Origin of the sequence: Microbacterium sp. Ld4 (assembly GCF_045066555.1) — a bacterium.
In the GTDB taxonomy this organism is placed as follows: Bacteria; Actinomycetota; Actinomycetes; order Actinomycetales; family Microbacteriaceae; genus Microbacterium.
Map to the genome: position 1 here is coordinate 76452 of NZ_JBISHE010000008.1, position 18171 is coordinate 94622.

Here is an 18171-nt window from a genome sequence, read left to right on the forward strand (position 1 = left end):
CGCGGGCACGGGAGACACCAGCAGCGAGGGGATTACTCGGCGGCGCCGATCAGAGCGATCGCTGCCTCGGCCTGCGTGCGGACCTCGTCGGCCAGCGGAGCGGAGCCGGCGGCCTCCTGCGATGCAGCCTGGCCCTCTTCGCTGACGATGTACGCGAAGTACTCGCGGACGACGTCGGCGACGGCGGCGTCTTCGTAGTCGACGCAGCCGATCAGGTAGCTGACGAGCGCAATCGGGTACGAGCCGGCCGGTGCGGATGCCGGGTCGATGGCGTAGACGAGGTCACCCTCGCCGCGGCCCTCTTCGAGCGGCGATGCCGACACGAGCTGTGCGGCGGCGTCGGCCGAGAACTCGACGAACTCGTCGCCGACCTGGACGGCGGCGGAGCCGAGGTCACCGACGCGCGAGGCGTCGATGTAGCCGATCGTGCCCTGGCCGCCGTTGACGGCCGACTCCACACCCGAGGTCTGCTGTGCTGCCTCGGAGCGGGTCACGTCGACGGGCCACTCGTCGCCATCCTCGTAGGGCCAGGCGTCGGGTGCGACCGACGCGAGGTACTCGGTGAAGGTGCCGGTGGTGCCCGACGAGTCGCCACGGTAGACGGGCGTGATGGGCAGGTCGGGCAGCTCGACGCCGTCGTTGACCTCGGCGATGGCCGGGTCGTTCCACTTCTCGATCTTTTCGTCGAAGATCTGGCCGATCAGCTCGGGGGTGAGGTTCAGCGTGTCGACGCCCTCGAGGTTGAAGACGACGGCCACGGGGGAGATGTAAGCCGGAACCTCGACGATCTCGTCCGTCGCGCACGCGCCGAAGCCGCCCGCGGCCAGCTCGTCGGCGTCGTAGGCGCGGTCGGAGCCGATGAACTGGCTCGAGCCGGCGAGGAAGTTGTCGCGGCCCGTGCCCGAACCGGTCGGCTGGTAGTTGATGGTGACGTCACCGTGCGTGTTCTGGAACTCGGCGGTCCATGCCTGCTGCGCGGCGCCCTGCGACGACGCGCCGGTCGCCTTGACGGTGCCGGAAAGCGTCGTGGTTTCCGAGCCGCCCTGCGAGGGGTTCGCTGCCGGCTCGTTGGCCGCGCAAGCGGTGAGCGAGAGAGCGGCGACGGCTGCGACAGCGCCCAGACGGGCGATGCGGTTGAGCTTCACGTGTAATCCTTCGGATGATCGGGAACGCCCCTGGTGCAGGAGCTGGCTCGACGCTAAAGTCCGCCGATGACCAGACTCCGGTCTCGAGGTGAACGACAGGTGAACGGACCACGTCCGAACGGTTCTGCCTGACCGATCAGACCTTCGGCTGGTGCGTCTCGATCGCCACGATCCCCGAGCCGGGGTTCGTCGCCGAGAGGTGGGCCACGGAGAAGGCGCCGGTCTCGAGGTCCGCCGAGCTCCCGATGTAGGCACCGGGCAATGTGCCGGTGGCGAGGGCGAGCTCGCGCATCAGCGCCGGGAGCAGCGGGCCGTGCGAGCAGAGGACGACGGGCTTTCCCGCGCGGACCCTCTTGCCGACGACGCGGCGGACATCCGCCGTGCCCGCCTCCCAGGCGTCCTGCGAGAGGAGATCCGTCGTGCGCACATCCGTGTCGAGCGCGGTGGCGAGGGGAGCGACCGTCTCGAGGCAGCGCTCGGCGGTGCTCGAGACCACGCGCCGGATGCCGAAGGCGCGAAGCGGTCCGACGACGGCGGATGCCTGGCGGAGACCCCGCTCGGTCAGGGGGCGGTCGGCATCCGCTCCGTCCCAGTCCTCGCGGGCGAGCGCCTTGCCGTGGCGGAGCACGACGACGGGGAAGGTGGCGAGGACGCCGTCGTCCACGAAGGTGAGGAAGTTCTGAAGGATCTCGATGTCGACCGGATAGCTCAGCCGGTCGAGCGCCTTCCGCGGGGTCATCCACTCGACCGCCGCGACCTCCTTGTTCGGCACGAACGCCGACGCGCGGATCGCCTTCTCCGTCGCCTCGGCGCTCCAGTAGTGCACGATCTTCTGCCGCTTGCTGGGCAGACGGTACTTCGAGATGCCCACGGGGATGCCGAGCGAGACCCGGATGCCGGTCTCCTCGAAGATCTCGCGCGCCGCGGTCTCGGCGAGCGTCTCGCCGGGCTCGACCTTGCCCTTGGGGAGCGTCACATCGGCGTAGGCCGTGCGATGGATCGCCAGGACGTGCAGCTTGCCATCGACGAGGCGCCAGACGACGCCGCCGGCGGCGTAGACGGCTGTCGCCGTCATCGCACCGCTCGCGCGCGCCGGCGGCGGAGGACCTGCGCCATGGTCTTGTCCTGCAGGTCGATCAGCGGCGCGCCCTCCTCGTCGTGGCTGTGACGCGTCCAGGCGCCCTCCGCTCCGAGGCGCCACGAGCTCGTGGCATCCGACATCGCGAAGTCGAACAGGTCGGTGATCTCCTTCAGATGCACCGGCTCCACGATCCGGACGAGCGCTTCGACGCGGCGATCGAGGTTGCGGTGCATCATGTCCGCGCTGCCGATGAAGATGTGCGGGTCGCCGTCGCGGTGGAACGCGAAGATCCGCGAGTGCTCGAGGTACCGGCCGAGGATCGACCGCACGGTGATGTTGTCGCTGACGCCGGGCAGGTCGGTGCGGAGTGAGCAGATGCCGCGCACCCACACGTCGACCTTCACGCCGGCCTGGCTCGCCCGGTAGAGCGCGTCGATGATCTGCTCGTCGACCATCGAGTTGACCTTGATGCGGATGTGCGCGTCCTTGCCGGCAAGCGCGTTGCGGCGCTCGCCGTCGATCAGGCGCAGCAGGCCCTTCCGGAGGTGCAGCGGCGCGACGAGGAGGCGCTTGAACTTCTTCTCGATCGCGTAGCCGCTGAGCTCGTTGAACAAGCGTGTCAGGTCGCGGCCGACCTGCTCGTTCGCGGTGAAGAGGCCGAAGTCCTCGTAGATGCGGCTCGTCTTCGGGTTGTAGTTGCCCGTGCCGATGTGGCTGTAACTGCGGAGCACGCCGTCTTCCTCGCGGATGACGTGGAGGAGCTTGCAGTGGGTCTTCAGCCCGACGAGGCCGTAGACGACGTGCACGCCGGCCTTCTCGAGCGTGCGCGCCCAGACGATGTTCGCAGCTTCGTCGAAGCGCGCCTTCACCTCGACGAGGGCGAGCACCTGCTTGCCGTTTTCGGCCGCGTTGATGAGCGCTTCGATGATCGGGCTGTCCCCGGAGGTCCGGTAGAGCGTCTGCTTGATCGCGAGGACGTGCGGGTCGCGCGCGGCCTGCTCGAGGAAGGCGACGACGCTCGTCGTGAACGACTCGTACGGGTGGTGCACCAGCACGTCGTGCTCGCGGATCGCGGCGAACAGATCGGCGCGGCCGTTCTGCTCGGCCGGCTGGAAGGCCACCGCCGTCTTCGGGACGTGCTTGGGGTAGCGCAGCTCGGGCCGGTCGATCTGCGACAGGGCGAAGAGTCCTCGCAGGTCGAGCGGCGCCGGCAGACGGTAGACGTCGGCCTCGCTGATGTCGAGCTCGTTCACGAGGAGGTCGAGCGTCACGTCGTCCATGTCCTCGGTGATCTCGAGGCGGATCGGCGGGCCGAAGCGGCGGCGCAGGAGCTCGGCCTCGAGGGCCTGGATGAGGTTCTCGGTCTCGTCCTCCTCGATCACCATGTCCTCGTTGCGCGTGAGGCGGAACGTGTGGTGCTCGAGGATCTCCATTCCCGGGAAGAGGTCGGCGAGGTTCTCCGAGATGAGCTCCTCGAGCGGCAGGTACCGCACGCGGGTGCCGTCCTTGAGGACCTCGACGAAGCGGGGCAGCATCGGCGGCACCTTGAGCCGGGCGAACTCCTGGCGGCCCGTCCGGGCATTGCGGATGCGGATCGCGAGGTTGAGCGACAGCCCCGAGATGTAGGGGAACGGGTGCGCGGGGTCGACCGCGAGGGGCATCAGGACAGGGAACACCTGGCCCTGGAAGTAGTCGTACAGCGCCGAGCGCTCGGCATCCGACAGATCGGCCCACGAGACGACCTCGATGCCGGCGTCGGAGAGCGCCGGACGCACCTGCTCCGACCAGGCGCGCGCGTGGCGCACCTGCAGCGTGTGGGCGGAGGTGGAGAGGTCGGACAAGACGTCCTGGGGCGAGCGGCCCACGTTCGTCGGGATCGCGAGGCCCGTCACGATGCGGCGCTTGAGGCCGGCGACGCGGACCATGAAGAACTCGTCGAGGTTGCTCGCGAAGATCCCGAGGAAGTTCGCGCGTTCGAGTACCGGAAGATCGGGATCCTCGGCCAGCTCCAGCACCCGCTTGTTGAAGGCGAGCCAGCTGAGCTCGCGGTCGAGGTAGCGGTTGTCGGGCAGCTGCGAGTCGTACGCTTCGACGGCGCCGTCGAAGTCATCGTCGTCGGCGTCGCCCAGCCCGGAGTCGTGAACCTGGGTGTCGATCATCTCCACATCATTGCAGGGGGAGGTGTCGTCCGCGTGAACGCGCCGCGCGCGGAGATCAGGCGGGTGAGCCCGGAAGCTGGTCGTCCTCGTAGACGTTGAACCGGTAGCCGACGTTGCGGACGGTGCCGATCAGCTGCTCGAGGTCGCCGAGCTTGGCGCGCAGCCGCCGGACGTGCACGTCGACCGTGCGGGTGCCGCCGAAGTAGTCGTAGCCCCACACCTCGCTGAGCAGCTGCTCGCGGGTGAACACCCGTGAGGGGTGCGTGGCGAAGAAGTGGAGGAGCTGGAACTCCTTGTACGTCAGATCCAGCGGGCGACCGTGGACCTTGGCCGAGTACGAGGACTCGTCGATCGTGATCCCGGACGTCTGGATGCGCGTCGAGACCTGCTCCTTCGACGCACGTCCGATCGCGAGCCGGATGCGCGCGTCGACTTCGGCGGGGCCTGCGGTCACGAGCATCACGTCGTCGATGCCCCAGTCGGGGGAGACGGCGGTGAGCCCGCCTTCGGTGACGACGAGGACGAGGGGCGAGTCGAGCCCTGTCGTGTTCATGATCTTGCAGAGCGACTTGGCGCCCACCAGATCGACGCGGGCGTCGATGAAGACGATGTCCGCACTCGGCGCGTTGACCAGCTGCGCGGGGACGGCGGGGATCTGCCGGACGCGGTGACTGAGCAGTTCGAGCGCAGGCAGCACCGCATCGCCAGGTGCGGCGGAGCTCAGAACGAGCAGCTGTGCCAAGGGGATCCCTCCCGATACGGACCGATCTCATCCTAGGGGCGCAGCGGGATGCCGGATGTCGCGGTGCGCTGCCGGTGCGGCGGGCCGGGCCGTGCGCAACAATGGACGCTATGACCGATCCCCACGCCCTGCCGCGCACTCGCATCGGCGGCGTGCTGGTGGTCTGGGGTATCGCCGGCGTGATCGCGCTCGCCATCGGCGTGTTCGCCGAACCCGACTGGCGCGGCGCCTGGCTCTCGGTGGGCCTCGGCGTCTGCTTCTTCCTCTCCTTCGCCACGCAGCTCGCCTACGGGCGCTCGCAGGGGTTCATCATCCGGGTTGCCGCGAGCGTCCTCGGGGCGATGGTCGTGATGGGTCTGGTGAGCGCCGGCTTCGCGCTGGCCGCACTCTTCGCGGGTTGACGGCCCCGGCTCGCCGCGCGCGGCCCGCGGGCCGGTAAAGTGGCGGACATGGACCTCATCGCTCTCGAGCTTTTCTTCGTCGGACTGCTCGGTCTCGCCTCGCTGGCCATCGCGTTCGTGTCCGGCGTCGTCGTGTGGAACCTCTACCGCGGCCAGCGCTGACACCGTGATCGACCTTCCGACCGATCTCCCCGCCGACCTCGTCCCGCTCTCCTGGCTCCTCGGGGTCTGGGAGGGCACCGGCGTGATCGAGTACGAGGCGGGCGGTCGCACCTTCACCGGTGAATTCGCCCAGCGCGTCAGCTTCAGCCATGACGGCGGCAATGCGCTGAACTATTCGGCGACGGCCTGGATGCAGGATGCCGACGGCGCCCGCCGCGACCTCGTCGCCGAGACGGGATTCTGGCGTCTCTCGCGGCCGTCGACCGACGCGGATGCCGGGCCGGCCCTGCTTCCGGCCGTGACCGCGGGTGCTCCGCGGACGGCAGACGACGTGGAGGCGCTCCGAGCCGACTCCGGCGGGTTCGAGATCGAGGTCGCCCTGGTCCACTCCGACGGCATCAGCGAGCTCTACCTCGGGCAGGTCCGCGGACCTCGCATCGACATCGCGACAGATGCGGTCGTCCGCCCCGTCGGAGCCAAGCATTACTCCGCAGCCACCCGCATGTACGGGCTCGTCGAAGGTCACCTGCTGTGGGCGTGGGACATCGCCGCCCTCGGCCGCGAGCTCGGCTCGCACGCGTCCGCCCGCCTCGCGAGGATGCAGTGAGCGACGTCGCCGGCTCGCCGGCCGCCGTGTTCGCCGGTGTGCCCGGAGCCGTCGTCGACGAGCATGGCCTCTCCCACCTCGGCAGCCCGGTGCGCGAACAGCGCGACCTGATCTCCGGCCGCGCCCTCGCGCCGCTCCTCGACCGCGCCGTGCTGACGGTCGCCGGCGAAGATCGCCTCAGCTGGCTTGACTCGATCACGTCGCAGGCTCTCACGGCGCTGACCCCCGGGGTCGCGACCGAGTTGCTCGTCCTCGACCCGCAGGGTCACGTCGAGTACGCGGCATCCGTCGTCGATGACGGCGAGCGTGCCTGGATGATCGTGGACGGGCCCCGCGCGGAGGGACTCGTGGGCTGGCTCCGGCGCATGCGGTTCCGGCTCCGAGTCGACCCGCAGGACGTCTCGGAGCAGTTCGCCGTCGTCGGCGGAACCCGGGGCGCCGTCGCGGAGCTGCCTGCCGCGGCCGTCTGGCAGGACCCGTGGCCGTACGTCGCTCAGGGCGGCTGGGGTTACTCGCCGGCAGATCCGCACCCCGGGCTGGGCCGCGACTGGGCCGAGGCGATCGTCCCGGTCGCCGCTCTGGACGACCTGGCCGCAGCCGCCGTCCGCGGCGAGCAGCCGCTCGCCGGCTACCTTGCCGCCGAGGCGCTCCGCATCGCCGCCTGGCGTCCCCGTGCCGCGGCCGAGGCCGACGGCCGCACGCTGCCGCACGAGGTCGATTGGCTCCGCACCGCCGTGCACCTCGACAAGGGCTGCTACCGCGGCCAGGAGACCGTCGCGAAGGTCCACAACCTCGGTCATCCGCCCCGGCGCCTCGTCGCGCTGCAGCTCGACGGCTCGGATGCCGAGCTCCCGGTGCCCGGCGCAGCGGTCCGCCTCGACGGCGTCGAGGTCGGCGCGATCACCTCGGCCGCCCGCCACCACGAGGACGGCCCCATCGCCCTCGCGATCGTGAAGCGCTCGGTCGCGGTCGACGCGCCGCTGACCGTCGATGTGCACGATGGTGCGATCGCCGCGGCCCAGGAGGTCGTCGTGCCCCCGGATGCCGGACGCGCGGCATCCATCCCGCGACTGCCCCGGCTGTCGCAGCGACGCTGACGATGACGAGCGCGCCACCGCCGACCGGACCGGTGCCGACGCGGTGGTCGGCGCAGCGCTTCCCGCGGGCGGGTCTGCGCCGCGTCGCCGGATCGGGGGTCGCGATCGCGCAGATCGCGATCGCTGCGACGACGGCGTTCGCGATCGCGCACTACGGGCTGGGTCACCCTGCGCCGCTGCTCGCGGCGACCGTGACGATCACGAGCCTCGGTCTCGTCCGCGACGCCCGGCCCGTGCGCGTGCTCGAAACGGTCATCGGGATGATCCTCGGCATCTTCGTCGCCGAGCTGGTCGTCTTCACCGCCGGAAGCGGCTGGTGGCAGATCGGCGTCACGATCGCCGCGAGCCTCTCGGTCGCGCGCTTCGTGTCTCCGCAGGCGAGCTTCGCGACGGCCGCCGCCATCCAATCGGTGATCGTCGTGATCGTGCCCGCCACGGCGCCGTTCCTCCGACTCATCGACGGCGCGATCGGCGGGGCGGTCGCCCTGCTCGTCACGGCGCTCATCCCGAGGAGCCCCATGCGCACGGCCCTCGCCGACGCCGCGCGTCTGTTCGCCGCGTTCGACGCGGCCGCGGGCACCCTCGTGCAGGGGCTCCGGCGGGGGAGCCGGGTGCGGACGGAGCGAGGGCTCGAGAAGGCCCGCGACCTGCAGCAGCCGCTCGACGAGTGGCGGACGTCCCTCGAGTCCGGCCGTGCCATCGCGCGCATCTCGCCGTTCGCGCGGCGTCAGCGCACCGAGCTCGAGCGCCAGGAGCGCATTCGCGCGAGCATGGACCTCGCGGTGCGCAACCTCCGGGTCGTCGCGCGCCGGGCCACCTATCTCAGCGACGACGGCGTCCCGCGCGAGGTCGCTGCCGATCTGCTGGTGCAGCTCGCGCGCGGCGCCGACCTGCTCGCCTCGTCGCTCCGCGACATCGCCGACGAGCCCCTCGCCCGCGAAGCGCTCCGCGCCGTGGCAGGACGGCTCGATCCGGTCGCACTCGTGCCCGACGGGTCGATCGGCGATCAGACGCTCATCAGTGCCCTGCGGCCGCTCGCGACCGATCTGCTCACCGCGACCGGGCTCACCTCCTCCGAGGCGCGCGCGTTCCTGCCCCGAGCCTGATCGCGGCCGCGCGCACCGGAGCCCCGCTCCTGCCGGCGCGGCTCATCGCGGGGCGACGGCGCTCCACGGCAGGGTGAGCTCACCCAGACGCCACCTGCTGCGGTCGCCGATCGGCCACCCCGCGGCGACGAGTGCGGCGAGGGCCGCTCGCCAGCGCTGCTCCGGTCCGAACGCGGATGCCGAGACGGCCCGCGTCCACTCCGCGTCGAGAGCCGCGAGGGCGTCGTGCACCCGCTCGCCGGCGACGTTGCGGTGGATGAGGGCCTTCGGCAGGCGCTCGGCGGCGATCGAGGGAGAGTCGAGACCGGCGAGCCGGAGGGAGATGGTCAGGCTTCGGGGCGCGGCATCCGGGCCGACCGCGATCCAGGTCGACACCCGGCCGAGCTCGTCGCACGTGCCCTCGACCAGCAGCCCGCCCGGCTGCAGGCGCGACGCCATCCGGCCCCAGGCGTCCGCGACGTCGGCCTCGTCGTACTGGCGTAGCACATTGAACGCGCGGATGACGGCGGGCCGCCGCCCGCCGTGCACGGGGACCTCGAACCCGCCGCGCCCGAACGACACCCGGGCATCGGCGGCGAACGGCGTCGCGCCGGCACGGACCTGCGCGAGCTGGTGCTGAGCCCTCTCGACGCGCGACGCCTCGATCTCGAGTCCGCGCACCTCGACGTCGGGGCGGGCGCGTCGGAGACGGGCCTCGAGTTCGAACGCGGTGACCCCGCTGGCGCCGTATCCGAGGTCGATCACGAGCGGATCATCGGCCCGCCGGAGCACGGGATGCCGGGCGATCCAGCGATCGACGCGGCGCAGGCGATTCGTGTTCGTCGTGCCCCGCGTGACCTGGCCGACGACGGTCCCGGTGCGCGTCATGACCCCATGATCCCACCGGCTCCGCCGGTAGGATGACGGGTATGACAGCCCCGTACACGTTGATCCTCCTCCGTCATGGTCAGAGCGAGTGGAACAAGTCCAACCAGTTCACCGGCTGGGTGGACGTGCGCCTCACCGATCAGGGCAAGGCCGAGGCCCAGCGCGGCGGCGAGCTGCTGCGCGAAGCGGGCATCCTGCCGGACATCCTGCACACCTCGCTCCTGTCGCGCGCGATCCAGACCGCGAACATCGCGCTCGACGCCGCCGACCGCCTGTGGATCCCGGTTACGCGCTCGTGGCGCCTCAACGAGCGCCACTACGGCGCTCTTCAGGGCAAGGACAAGGCGCAGACCCTCGACGAGTACGGCGAGGAGCAGTTCATGCTCTGGCGCCGATCCTTCGACGTGCCGCCGCCCGAGATCTCCGACGACGACCCCTTCACGCAGGTCCACGACCCGCGCTATGTCGGCGTCGACGGCGACGTGCCCCGCACCGAGTCGCTGAAGATCGTGATCGACCGTCTGCTGCCGTACTGGGAGGAGTCGATCGTCCCCGACCTGACCTCCGGCAAGACGGTTCTCGTCACCGCCCACGGCAACTCGCTCCGCGCGCTCGTGAAGCACCTCGACGGCATCAGCGACGACGACATCGCCGCGCTGAACATCCCCACCGGCATCCCGCTCGTCTACCGCCTCGGCGAAGACCTCACCCCGATCGAGCCGGCCGAGTACCTCGACCCCGAGGCCGCTGCCGCGGGAGCCGCCGCCGTCGCCTCGCAGGGCAAGAAGTAACCCTTCTCACGCACGAACGAGAAGAGCGGATGCCGGTCGGCATCCGCTCTTCGTCGTTCCGGGCCGGGCCCGAGGGGGTCAGATCTGCGGGTCGGTGTTCTCGATGTCGGCGGCCCAGGTGCCGGTCGCGAGGTAGGAGACCTTCTTGGCGACGGAGAGGGCGTGGTCGCCGAACCGCTCGTGGTAGCGGGAGGCGAGCGTGGCATCGACTGTGGCCGAGGCCTCGCCCTGCCAGGCGTCGCCGAGCACCTTCTCGAAGACGGACAGGTGCAGCGCGTCGAGCTGGTCGTCGAGCTCGTGCAGCCGGTTGACGAGCGAGAGGTCCTCGGTGCGGAGGAGGTCGGCGAGCGTGCGTGCGACCTCACCGTCGATCTCGCCCATCTTCGCGAAGGTGCCCTTGAGGCCCTTCGGGACGGCGCGCTCGGGGAACCGCATGCGGGTCAGCTGGGCGATGTGCTCGGCGATGTCACCCATGCGCTCGAGGGAGGCGCTGACGCGGAGCGCCGCCACGACGATGCGGAGGTCGCGGGCGACGGGCTGCTGACGCGCGAGGATCTCGATCGCGAGCTCGTCGAGCTCGATCGCCTTCTCGTCGATCACGTCGTCCTTCTCGATGACGTCCTCGGCGAGGGCGACGTCACCGGTGCCGAAGGCGCGGGTGGCGCTGTCGATGGCGACCGCGACGAGGTCGGCGATCTCGACGAGGCGCGTCTGCACGTCCTCGAGGGACTGGTGGAAAACTTCACGCATCTGGGCACCTTTTCTGGGAGCGTGGGGCGGGAGAACCAGGGGCGCGATGAAACGCACCGAAGCCTCGGCGATCCTCCCGCGCGAAGGTTAACGAACGGTGCCGACGTGGTGAACACTCGGCCATCGACGCCTCACCGAGTCGAATCCGTCCGGTGGCGGGTCTGCGACCACCCTACGCTGGGGGCATGGATTCGACGCAGCTTGCGCTGCTCGCCCTCATCGTCGGGGCGATCATCGGCGCATTCGCCGTCGGCCTCATCGTCTTCGCCGTCCGGTCGCGCGACCAGACGAGGCGGGTCACGTCGGTCGAGGTCCCCGACGGCACCGGTGCAGTGCTCCAGGGCATGGACGATGCGGCCGTCATCGTCGATGCCTCCTTGCTCGTGCTCGCCTCGTCGGCGCCCGCAGAGGTCTTCTCGCTCCGGGTCGGCGACACCCTCCATGCCGACGAGCTCAGAGCGCTGGTGCGGTCGGTGCGTGCGAGCGGCGCGGCGAGCACCGAGACCATGCAGCTCAACCGCGGCGTCGAACCGCGCCTGGTCGCCGCGCGCGCCAGCGTGATCACTCCGCGCCTCACCCTCATCGTCATCCGAGACATCACCGAACGCGAGCGGGTCGCCCAGATGCGCCGCGACTTCGTCGCCAACACCTCGCACGAGCTCAAGACGCCGGTCGGCGCGGTCATGCTCCTCGCCGAGGCCATCGAGTCCGCCGCGGACGACCCCGATCAGGTGCGCCACTTCGCCGGCCGGCTCACCGGGGAGGCGTCGCGCCTCGGCCAGCTGACCTCCCGGATCATGAACCTCTCGCGACTGCAGTCCTCCGACGACATCACCGAGATGCGCGACGTGTCGATAGACGAGGTGGTCACGACGGCGATCGAATCGCAGAGCATCACCGCCGAGGCATCCGGCATCACGGTCGCCCGCGGGGGCGAGCGCGGCCTCTACGTCCGAGGCGATCCGCAGATCCTGACCGAGGCCGTCGGCAACCTGGTCGCCAACGCGATCGCCTACTCTCCCGCGGGCGCCCAGGTGGGCGTCGGCGTGCGCGAGGCCGACGGCGCCGTGGAGATCGCGATCGCCGACCACGGCATCGGCATCGCCGAGGAAGACCAGCAGCGCATCTTCGAACGGTTCTACCGCGCCGATCAGGCCCGGTCGCGCCGCACCGGAGGCACCGGGCTCGGGCTGTCCATCGTCAAGCACGCCGTGCAGCGTCACGGCGGCTCCGTGGAGCTCTGGTCGCGCCCGGGGCGCGGCTCGACCTTCACGGTGCGTCTGCCGCTGGTCGGGGCTCCTGAGCCCCTCCCGGGAGCGAAGAAGAAGATCAAGAAGACCAAGGCCCCCGGCGCGCGAGCGTCGGCCGACAGGGGAGCACTATGACCCGCGTTCTCATCGTCGAAGACGAACCCGACCTCGCCGATCCGTTGGCGTATCTGCTGCGCCGAGAAGGTTTCGAGGTGGAGATCGCGGAGGACGGCGGCATCGCCCTCGACGCCTTCACCGCCCGCGGTGCCGACATCGTCCTCCTCGATCTCATGCTGCCGGGCATGCCCGGCACCGAGGTGTGCCGCGTGATCCGCACCACCTCTCGGGTGCCGATCATCATGCTCACCGCGAAGGACAGCGAAGTGGACATCGTCGTCGGCCTGGAGCTGGGCGCCGACGACTACGTGACGAAGCCGTACTCCTCACGCGAGCTGCTCGCCCGCATGCGCGCCGTGATCCGTCGCAGCGACGTCGACGAGCTCGACATCGACGACGGCATCATCGAGGGCGGCCGTGTCACGCTCGACATCGATCGCCACACCGTGACCGTCGGCGGCTCCGAGATCGCGATGCCGCTCAAGGAATTCGAGCTCCTCGAGCTGCTCATGCGCAACGCCGGCCGGGTGCTCACCCGCGGTCAGCTCATCGATCGCGTCTGGGGGAGCGACTACTTCGGCGACACGAAGACCCTCGACGTGCACATCAAGCGCATCCGCTCGCGCATCGAGGTCAACCCGAGCGAACCGACCATGCTCCTCACGGTGCGCGGTCTCGGCTACCGTTTCGAAGCCTGATCGCGTGAGATGACGAACGCCCCTGCGGAATCCGCAGGGGCGTTCGCCGTGACGTGCGAGCCGTGTCAGCCGGCCGATGTGGCCGTCGGGGCCGGAGTCGGCGCCGGAAGCGGCGTGGCCGTCGGAAGCGGAGTGGGCACGAACGGCGCGTAGTAGGGCAGCGTGCCGTCGAGCACCGGGATGGCCACGGCGACGCCGGTTCCCTCGCCGGACTGGAACGAGACCTCGACGTCGGAGCCGGGCTTGGATCCCAGGCCCTCGAAGAGCATGGGGGCCGACGTGACGCCCAGGCTGACGGTGCCGCGGGCGGGCACCTCGACGGTCTGGAGGGCGCCGTCGACGCCGACATTCAGCGTCACGACGTCATCGGTCGGGTTCACGATCCCCGCGATGAGGTTGCCGAGAGAGCCGTCCTCGTTCGCGATGATCATGGCGTTGCGGATCTTGAGCGGTCCCGATTCGGGGACGTTGCGGCCGTCCGACGCGGAGTAGTCGATCGTGGTGGCCTGCGGAGCGACCAGATTGCATCCCGTGGCACCCAGGATGACAGCGGCACCCAGGGCGATGGACGCGGCAAAACGCGATTTCACAGATCCTCCAGCTGAAGCGAACGGCATCCCTGTCATCCTATGCGGTCGAGGGGTCTCGCGCAGACGGGGCGGCGAACTCTAGCGCATGTCCCCTGTGGTATTCTGGAGGTTGCCGAAAGGACACAACTGCATGCTTTTTGAGGTTGGCGAAACAGTCGTCTATCCGCACCACGGCGCCGCGACGATCATCGAGGTCAAAGATCGCGTCATCAAGGGTGAGACGAAGAAATACCTGAAGCTCAACGTCACTCAGGGAGACCTCGTCATCGAGGTCCCTGCGGACAACGTCGATCTGGTGGGTGTCCGCGATGTGATCGGCAAGGACGGGCTCGAGAAGGTCTTCGACGTCCTGCGCGCACCTTTCACCGAGGAGCCGACCAACTGGTCGCGTCGCTACAAGGCGAACCTCGAGAAGCTGGCGTCGGGCGACGTGATCAAGGTCAGCGAGGTCGTCCGCGACCTCTGGCGCCGCGATCAGGACCGTGGCCTGTCGGCCGGAGAGAAGCGGATGCTGGCCAAGGCGCGTCAGATCCTCACCTCCGAGATCGCCCTGGCCCTGAAGGCCGACGAAGAGAAGGCGACAGCCGTTCTCGACGAGGTCCTCGCCTCCTGAGACTCCCCGAACGGCCGGTACCCCCGGCCGTTCGGCATTTCCGGTCGCATCGACGCGGCGGGGCCGCCATGATGAGGCGATGACCACTCGCGAGACGATGCCGCAGATCGACCTGTCGAAGCGCGATCTCACGCTCGACCTCGCTCGCGTGGTCTGCGTTCTCTTCGTGATCGTGGTCCACCTGGTGCAGATCGGCATCGGACCCGGCCCGGACGGCGCACTCGTCTCGTCGCGACCCGCGGAACAGCAACCGTGGTTCACCGGGGCGACATGGGCCGGCCAGATCATGCCGCTGTTCTTCGTCGTGGGCGGTTTCGCCGCCGCCACCGGCTGGCGCTCCTGGACGGCGAAAGGCGGCGACGCCGCGGGATTCGTCCGCACCCGGGCGCTGCGTCTCGCGCAGCCCGCCCTGCCCCTCTTCGTCTTCTTCGCCGTGGTCCTCGTCGCGGCGACGCTGCTGAACCTCGCTCCGCAGCTCGTGGCCGACGCCGCCGTCGGCGCCGGATCACCGCTCTGGTTCCTCGCTGCCTACCTCATCTGCCAGGCGGCGGTGCCATGGTCGGCAGCCGCTCACGCCGCCGCGCCCCGGCGGACGCTCGCGCTGCTCGTCGTCGGTGTGATCGTGGTCGACGCGGCCCGCTTCGGGAGCGGGATCCCCGAGGTCGGGCTCCTCAACCTCCTCTTCGTCTGGCCCCTGATCCAGCAGTTCGGGTTCTGGTACGCCGACGGCTGGTTCGACCGACGGCATCCGCTCACCCTGCTCGGCATCGCCGCCGCGTGCTACCTCCTGCTCTGGCCGTTGACGGCGTGGGGCCCCTACTCGGCCAGCATGCTCGGCAACCTCAACCCGCCGACCCTCCCGCTCGTCATCCTCGGTGTCGCTCAGGCATGTCTGCTCCGTCTCGCGCGACCCGCGCTCGGCCGGTTGATGGCGACGCGACCGATGCGCGGGATCGTGTTCGTGCTCGGCTCCCGGCTCATGACGATCTACCTCTGGCATCTGCCGGTCATGCTCGCCCTCACGGGGCTGAGCCTCCTCATCCCGGGCGCCGCCCCGAGCCCGGCATCGGCGGCATGGTGGAACACCCGGCCGGTCATGTTCGTCGCGGTCCTCGCCGTCCTTCTCTCCCTCTCCCTGGCGATCGCCCGGTGGGAGGGCCTCGGCCGGCTCGGCCCGACTCCTTCTCGAGCCCAGGTCGCAGGCGGCTGGCTGCTCGCGTTCGCGCCGCCGTTCGCGGTCATGCAGTGGTTCCTCGACGTGTGGATCGCCGTGGGCGGGGCGGTGAGCCTCGCGCTGGCGGTGGTTCTTCTGCGCGGGGCGCGGCCGACTCGTGAGCGCCCGTCGGTACGCTCGGACGCATGAGCCTCATCCCCGTGCCGACCGTCGCCGTCATCATCGTCGCGGCGGGCTCGGGCACCCGGCTGGACGGCGGGGCGCCCAAGGCGTTCGTCGGCATCGACGCCCGGAGCATCCTTCGCCACGCCCTGACCGGGGTGTTCTCTGCTCCCTCCGCTCAGGTCGTCGTGGTGGCGCCCGCCGAGCGTGTCGGCGATGCCCTCACGGAGGCCCTCGAGGCGGCGGGGGAGCGGCGCGACCTGGTGTCGGTGGTCGCCGGCGGGAGCACCCGTCAGGAGTCCGTCGCGGCGGGGCTGGATGCTGTCTGGCCGGACGTCGAGGTCGTCCTCGTCCACGATGCGGCGCGGGCCCTCACCCCACCTGCGGTGTTCGAGCGTGTCGTCGAGGCGGTCGAGGCAGGGTCCGACGCCGTCATCCCCGTCGTTCCGGTCATCGACACGCTGAAGCAGGTCGACGCCGACGCCGTCGTGGCGGCTGTCGATCGTGACACGCTCGCGGCTGCGCAGACTCCGCAGGGGTTCCGCCGAGCTGTGCTCGATGCCGCCTACCGCGACGCTGCCGCGGGTCACACCGACGACGCCGCTCTCGTGCAGGCCGCGGGCGGATCCGTCCGGACGGTCGCCGGCGACGAGCGCGCCTTCAAGATCACGACGCCGTCCGATCTCGCCCGAGCCCGAGCGATGCTCGCGCCGCCTCGCGCCGTGCTCGGACTGCCACGGGTCGGCGTCGGCACCGACGTGCACGCCTACGGCGGCGACGGCGCGCTGTGGCTGGCCGGGCTCGAGTGGCCGGGGGAGTCCGGGTTGAAAGGACACTCCGACGGCGACGCGGTTGCGCATGCGATCGTCGACGCCCTGCTCGCCGCCGCGGGGCTCGGTGACATCGGCACCCATTTCGGAACGGCTCAGCCCGAGTACGCCGGTGCCCACGCGCCCGCATTCCTGGAGCGGACGCGTCAGCTGCTCGCCGACGCCGGTTTCGCGATCGGCAACGTGAGCGTGCAGGTGCAGGCGAACCGTCCCCGCTTCTCGGCACGTCGCTCCGAGGCCGAGGGTGTGTTGACGGCGGCGCTCGGCGCACCCGTGACGGTGACGGCGACGACGACCGACGGGCTCGGCTTCACCGGTGCCGGCGAAGGCGTCGCGGCGTTCGCGGTCGCTCTGGTCGTGGCGGTCTGACGCGGATCCCCGCTGCGCGGTGTCAGACGGCCCGCGTCATGAACGTGGACAGCGGGTCGGCGCGGTAGTCGCCGAACGGCGCGCACTCGGTGAATCCCTCGCTCGCGTAGAGGCCGCGGGCGGCGCGGAAGTCATCGCCCGACCCCGTCTCGAGCCACAGGCGGGTCACCTCCGTACTGAGGGCCTCTGCGAGGAGGTGCCGGAGGAGCGCGCGACCGACCCCAGTGCCGAGAAAGCGGTCGGCGACCCGCATCGACTTGATCTCCGCATCGGAGTCGCCGAATCTCCGCCAGGCGGCGACGCCCGCGATGCGCTCGCCCGACCAGGCCGACCACACCGTGACCCCGGGGCTCCGCAGTTCAGCCGCACCCAGTGCGTGGACGCTCTCCGGCGGCGTCTGGCCGCGCATTCCCGCGAGATGGTGTTCGATCAGCTCGAGGGTGTCCCGGCCGGTCAGGTCGTCGCGGCGGATGGTGAGTGGGGTCATGCCGAGGGTCTCCTTCGTGCCGGCGGGATCATCCTTCGACGGCGAAGGGGATCGGGTCTCGGGCGCGACGCGATCCCCAGGCGAGGGTCGCGAGCCCCAAGGCCAGGACGACCAGCCCGAGGATCGCAAGGAGGGACAGTCGCTCGCCCAGAACGGCGACGCCGAGGATCGTGGCGGTGAGCGGCTCCCCGAGGGTGAGGGTCGCGGCCGTCGCGGCGGTGAGGCCGTGAAGCCCCCACGTGAACAGCGCATAGGCGACGGCGATGGTCGCCACGCCGAGCCAGAGGGTCATCAGGATGCCGCGGGGGTCCGCGACCCATGCCAGGTCGACGAACGGGACGGCGGCGGCGCTCAAGGCCGCGGACGACGCTCCCATCGCGCCGACGACGGTGAACGGATCCCACCCGTCGTCGAGGAGTGCGCGCTGCGCGTTCGCGATGACGGCGAAGGAGGCGCCCGCCCCGACGGCCGCCAGCACGCCGACGGGGTCGGCGGCACCGGCCTCGCCGCCGCCGATGCCGAGCAGCACGACGCCCGCCGTCGCGAGGCCCGTAGCGCTCAGCCACACCCCCGAGGGGACGCGGCGGGTCAACGCCCACTCGACCAGGCCCGCGATGACGGGAGCCGAGCCGAGGGCGATCACGGTGCTCACGGCGACGCCGTTCGTCTCCGTGCCGAGGAAGAAGAGGGGCTGATACACGGTGAGCGCGACGCCGGTCACCGCCATCAGCACCAGCGGGCGCGCCGTGAGAGCGGGCCGCGCCGCGCCGCGCCGCCGGGCGCGCGCCGCGAGGACGAAGGCGACGAGCGCCAGGGCGGTGCCGCCCACCACCATCCGAGCGACGCCCACGGCGAGGGGAGTGGTGCCGTCGGGTCCGAGCGCCTGAGCGGTGCCGGTCGTCCCGAACAGCAGCGCCGCGACGAGGACGGCGATCACGGGCAGCATCCCTCATTTCTACCGGCAACGAGGGCA

At 70.6% G+C, this 18171-nt stretch carries 19 protein-coding genes; 10 read left to right on the forward strand and 9 right to left on the reverse strand.

Going from position 1 to position 18171, the window contains the following annotated elements; all coding sequences use genetic code 11:
• Window positions 1-32: 32 nt before the first annotated feature.
• The 4 genes from ACJJV7_RS03335 to ACJJV7_RS03350 form a co-directional block, all read right to left on the reverse strand.
• Window positions 33-1145 (reverse strand): phosphate ABC transporter substrate-binding protein PstS, encoded by a 1113-nt coding sequence (locus ACJJV7_RS03335; protein WP_405372474.1) that lies wholly within the window; start codon window positions 1143-1145, stop codon window positions 33-35.
• Between the two features lie 136 nt (window positions 1146-1281).
• Window positions 1282-2220, reverse strand: a complete 939-nt coding sequence (locus ACJJV7_RS03340; protein WP_405372476.1) for an NUDIX domain-containing protein — start codon at window positions 2218-2220, stop codon at window positions 1282-1284.
• A complete protein-coding gene (locus tag ACJJV7_RS03345) occupies window positions 2217-4385 on the reverse strand; it encodes an RNA degradosome polyphosphate kinase (protein ID WP_405372478.1) in 2169 nt (722 codons plus the stop codon). The genes ACJJV7_RS03340 and ACJJV7_RS03345 overlap by 4 nt, the downstream gene beginning before the upstream one ends.
• Window positions 4386-4440: 55 nt before the next feature.
• Window positions 4441-5127: a winged helix-turn-helix domain-containing protein gene (locus tag ACJJV7_RS03350; RefSeq protein WP_405372480.1), complete on the reverse strand. Its 687-nt coding sequence runs from the start codon at window positions 5125-5127 to the stop codon at window positions 4441-4443.
• Window positions 5128-5237: 110 nt separating this feature from the next.
• Between ACJJV7_RS03350 and ACJJV7_RS03355 the strand changes: the two genes are divergently transcribed.
• The 4 genes from ACJJV7_RS03355 (at window position 5238) to ACJJV7_RS03370 (ending at window position 8500) form a co-directional block, all read left to right on the forward strand.
• The gene (locus ACJJV7_RS03355) at window positions 5238-5528 is read left to right on the forward strand and encodes a hypothetical protein (protein WP_405372482.1); all 291 of its coding nucleotides are present in this window, start codon (window positions 5238-5240) and stop codon (window positions 5526-5528) included.
• Between the two features lie 166 nt (window positions 5529-5694).
• Window positions 5695-6297, forward strand: coding sequence for an FABP family protein (locus ACJJV7_RS03360; RefSeq protein ID WP_405372484.1), 603 nt, complete (start codon window positions 5695-5697; stop codon window positions 6295-6297).
• Window positions 6294-7394 carry a YgfZ/GcvT domain-containing protein gene (locus tag ACJJV7_RS03365; protein WP_405372485.1) on the forward strand — a complete coding sequence of 367 codons (1101 nt, stop codon included), beginning with the start codon at window positions 6294-6296 and terminating at the stop codon, window positions 7392-7394. Before ACJJV7_RS03360 ends, ACJJV7_RS03365 begins: the two co-directional genes overlap by 4 nt.
• 2 nt (window positions 7395-7396) lie before the next feature.
• Complete coding sequence (locus ACJJV7_RS03370) at window positions 7397-8500, forward strand: FUSC family protein (RefSeq protein WP_405372487.1); 1104 nt, start codon at window positions 7397-7399, stop codon at window positions 8498-8500.
• A gap of 42 nt (window positions 8501-8542) precedes the next feature.
• On the opposite strand, the gene ACJJV7_RS03375 is transcribed toward ACJJV7_RS03370, so the two are convergent.
• Window positions 8543-9367: a class I SAM-dependent methyltransferase gene (locus ACJJV7_RS03375; RefSeq protein ID WP_405372489.1), complete on the reverse strand. Its 825-nt coding sequence runs from the start codon at window positions 9365-9367 to the stop codon at window positions 8543-8545.
• 41 nt (window positions 9368-9408) lie between these two features.
• On the opposite strand from ACJJV7_RS03375, the gene ACJJV7_RS03380 reads away from it, so the two are divergent.
• On the forward strand, window positions 9409-10158 hold the full coding sequence (locus tag ACJJV7_RS03380) for a phosphoglyceromutase (RefSeq protein ID WP_405372491.1): 750 nt from the start codon (window positions 9409-9411) through the stop codon (window positions 10156-10158).
• Between the two features lie 78 nt (window positions 10159-10236).
• On the opposite strand, the gene phoU is transcribed toward ACJJV7_RS03380, so the two are convergent.
• Window positions 10237-10908, reverse strand: coding sequence for a phosphate signaling complex protein PhoU (phoU, locus tag ACJJV7_RS03385; RefSeq protein ID WP_405372492.1), 672 nt, complete (start codon window positions 10906-10908; stop codon window positions 10237-10239).
• A gap of 185 nt (window positions 10909-11093) precedes the next feature.
• Here phoU and ACJJV7_RS03390 point away from each other — a divergent pair, with 185 nt between their 5' ends.
• Both ACJJV7_RS03390 and ACJJV7_RS03395 read left to right on the forward strand, forming a co-directional pair.
• Window positions 11094-12293 (forward strand): sensor histidine kinase, encoded by a 1200-nt coding sequence (locus tag ACJJV7_RS03390; protein ID WP_405372494.1) that lies wholly within the window; start codon window positions 11094-11096, stop codon window positions 12291-12293.
• Window positions 12290-12973 (forward strand): response regulator, encoded by a 684-nt coding sequence (locus tag ACJJV7_RS03395; protein ID WP_405372496.1) that lies wholly within the window; start codon window positions 12290-12292, stop codon window positions 12971-12973. Before ACJJV7_RS03390 ends, ACJJV7_RS03395 begins: the two co-directional genes overlap by 4 nt.
• A 65-nt stretch (window positions 12974-13038) precedes the next feature.
• Here the strand turns inward: ACJJV7_RS03395 and ACJJV7_RS03400 are convergent, their stop codons facing one another.
• On the reverse strand, window positions 13039-13563 hold the full coding sequence (locus ACJJV7_RS03400) for a DNA modification methylase (protein ID WP_405372497.1): 525 nt from the start codon (window positions 13561-13563) through the stop codon (window positions 13039-13041).
• A 130-nt stretch (window positions 13564-13693) separates the two neighbouring features.
• Here ACJJV7_RS03400 and ACJJV7_RS03405 point away from each other — a divergent pair, with 130 nt between their 5' ends.
• From ACJJV7_RS03405 to ispD, 3 genes are all read left to right on the forward strand, one after another.
• Complete coding sequence (locus ACJJV7_RS03405; protein ID WP_405372499.1) at window positions 13694-14176, forward strand: CarD family transcriptional regulator; 483 nt, start codon at window positions 13694-13696, stop codon at window positions 14174-14176.
• Window positions 14177-14255: 79 nt separating this feature from the next.
• A complete protein-coding gene (locus ACJJV7_RS03410; RefSeq protein ID WP_405372501.1) occupies window positions 14256-15539 on the forward strand; it encodes an acyltransferase in 1284 nt (427 codons plus the stop codon).
• On the forward strand, window positions 15536-16711 hold the full coding sequence (gene ispD, locus ACJJV7_RS03415; protein ID WP_405372502.1) for a 2-C-methyl-D-erythritol 4-phosphate cytidylyltransferase: 1176 nt from the start codon (window positions 15536-15538) through the stop codon (window positions 16709-16711). Before ACJJV7_RS03410 ends, ispD begins: the two co-directional genes overlap by 4 nt.
• 22 nt (window positions 16712-16733) lie before the next feature.
• Here the strand turns inward: ispD and ACJJV7_RS03420 are convergent, their stop codons facing one another.
• Together ACJJV7_RS03420 and ACJJV7_RS03425 are read right to left on the reverse strand one after the other, a co-directional pair.
• Window positions 16734-17198, reverse strand: coding sequence for a GNAT family N-acetyltransferase (locus ACJJV7_RS03420; RefSeq protein ID WP_405372503.1), 465 nt, complete (start codon window positions 17196-17198; stop codon window positions 16734-16736).
• Between the two features lie 28 nt (window positions 17199-17226).
• Window positions 17227-18144, reverse strand: coding sequence for a DMT family transporter (locus ACJJV7_RS03425; protein ID WP_405372505.1), 918 nt, complete (start codon window positions 18142-18144; stop codon window positions 17227-17229).
• Between the last annotated feature and the right edge of the window lie 27 nt (window positions 18145-18171).

Excerpts from the sequence above, each read along its gene's own strand:
- ACJJV7_RS03405 (WP_405372499.1), top strand. The coding sequence starts at position 13,694 with ATGCTTTTTGAGGTTGGCGAAACAGTCGTCTATCCGCACCACGGCGCC.
- ACJJV7_RS03425 (WP_405372505.1), bottom strand. The coding sequence starts at position 18,144 with ATGCTGCCCGTGATCGCCGTCCTCGTCGCGGCGCTGCTGTTCGGGACG.
- ACJJV7_RS03380 (WP_405372491.1), top strand. The coding sequence starts at position 9,409 with ATGACAGCCCCGTACACGTTGATCCTCCTCCGTCATGGTCAGAGCGAG.
- ACJJV7_RS03345 (WP_405372478.1), bottom strand. The coding sequence starts at position 4,385 with ATGATCGACACCCAGGTTCACGACTCCGGGCTGGGCGACGCCGACGAC.
- ACJJV7_RS03370 (WP_405372487.1), top strand. The coding sequence starts at position 7,397 with ATGACGAGCGCGCCACCGCCGACCGGACCGGTGCCGACGCGGTGGTCG.
- ACJJV7_RS03375 (WP_405372489.1), bottom strand. The coding sequence starts at position 9,367 with ATGACGCGCACCGGGACCGTCGTCGGCCAGGTCACGCGGGGCACGACG.
- ispD (WP_405372502.1), top strand. The coding sequence starts at position 15,536 with ATGAGCCTCATCCCCGTGCCGACCGTCGCCGTCATCATCGTCGCGGCG.
- ACJJV7_RS03340 (WP_405372476.1), bottom strand. The coding sequence starts at position 2,220 with ATGACGGCGACAGCCGTCTACGCCGCCGGCGGCGTCGTCTGGCGCCTC.
- phoU (WP_405372492.1), bottom strand. The coding sequence starts at position 10,908 with ATGCGTGAAGTTTTCCACCAGTCCCTCGAGGACGTGCAGACGCGCCTC.
- ACJJV7_RS03410 (WP_405372501.1), top strand. The coding sequence starts at position 14,256 with ATGACCACTCGCGAGACGATGCCGCAGATCGACCTGTCGAAGCGCGAT.
- ACJJV7_RS03390 (WP_405372494.1), top strand. The coding sequence starts at position 11,094 with ATGGATTCGACGCAGCTTGCGCTGCTCGCCCTCATCGTCGGGGCGATC.
- ACJJV7_RS03355 (WP_405372482.1), top strand. The coding sequence starts at position 5,238 with ATGACCGATCCCCACGCCCTGCCGCGCACTCGCATCGGCGGCGTGCTG.
- ACJJV7_RS03395 (WP_405372496.1), top strand. The coding sequence starts at position 12,290 with ATGACCCGCGTTCTCATCGTCGAAGACGAACCCGACCTCGCCGATCCG.
- ACJJV7_RS03420 (WP_405372503.1), bottom strand. The coding sequence starts at position 17,198 with ATGACCCCACTCACCATCCGCCGCGACGACCTGACCGGCCGGGACACC.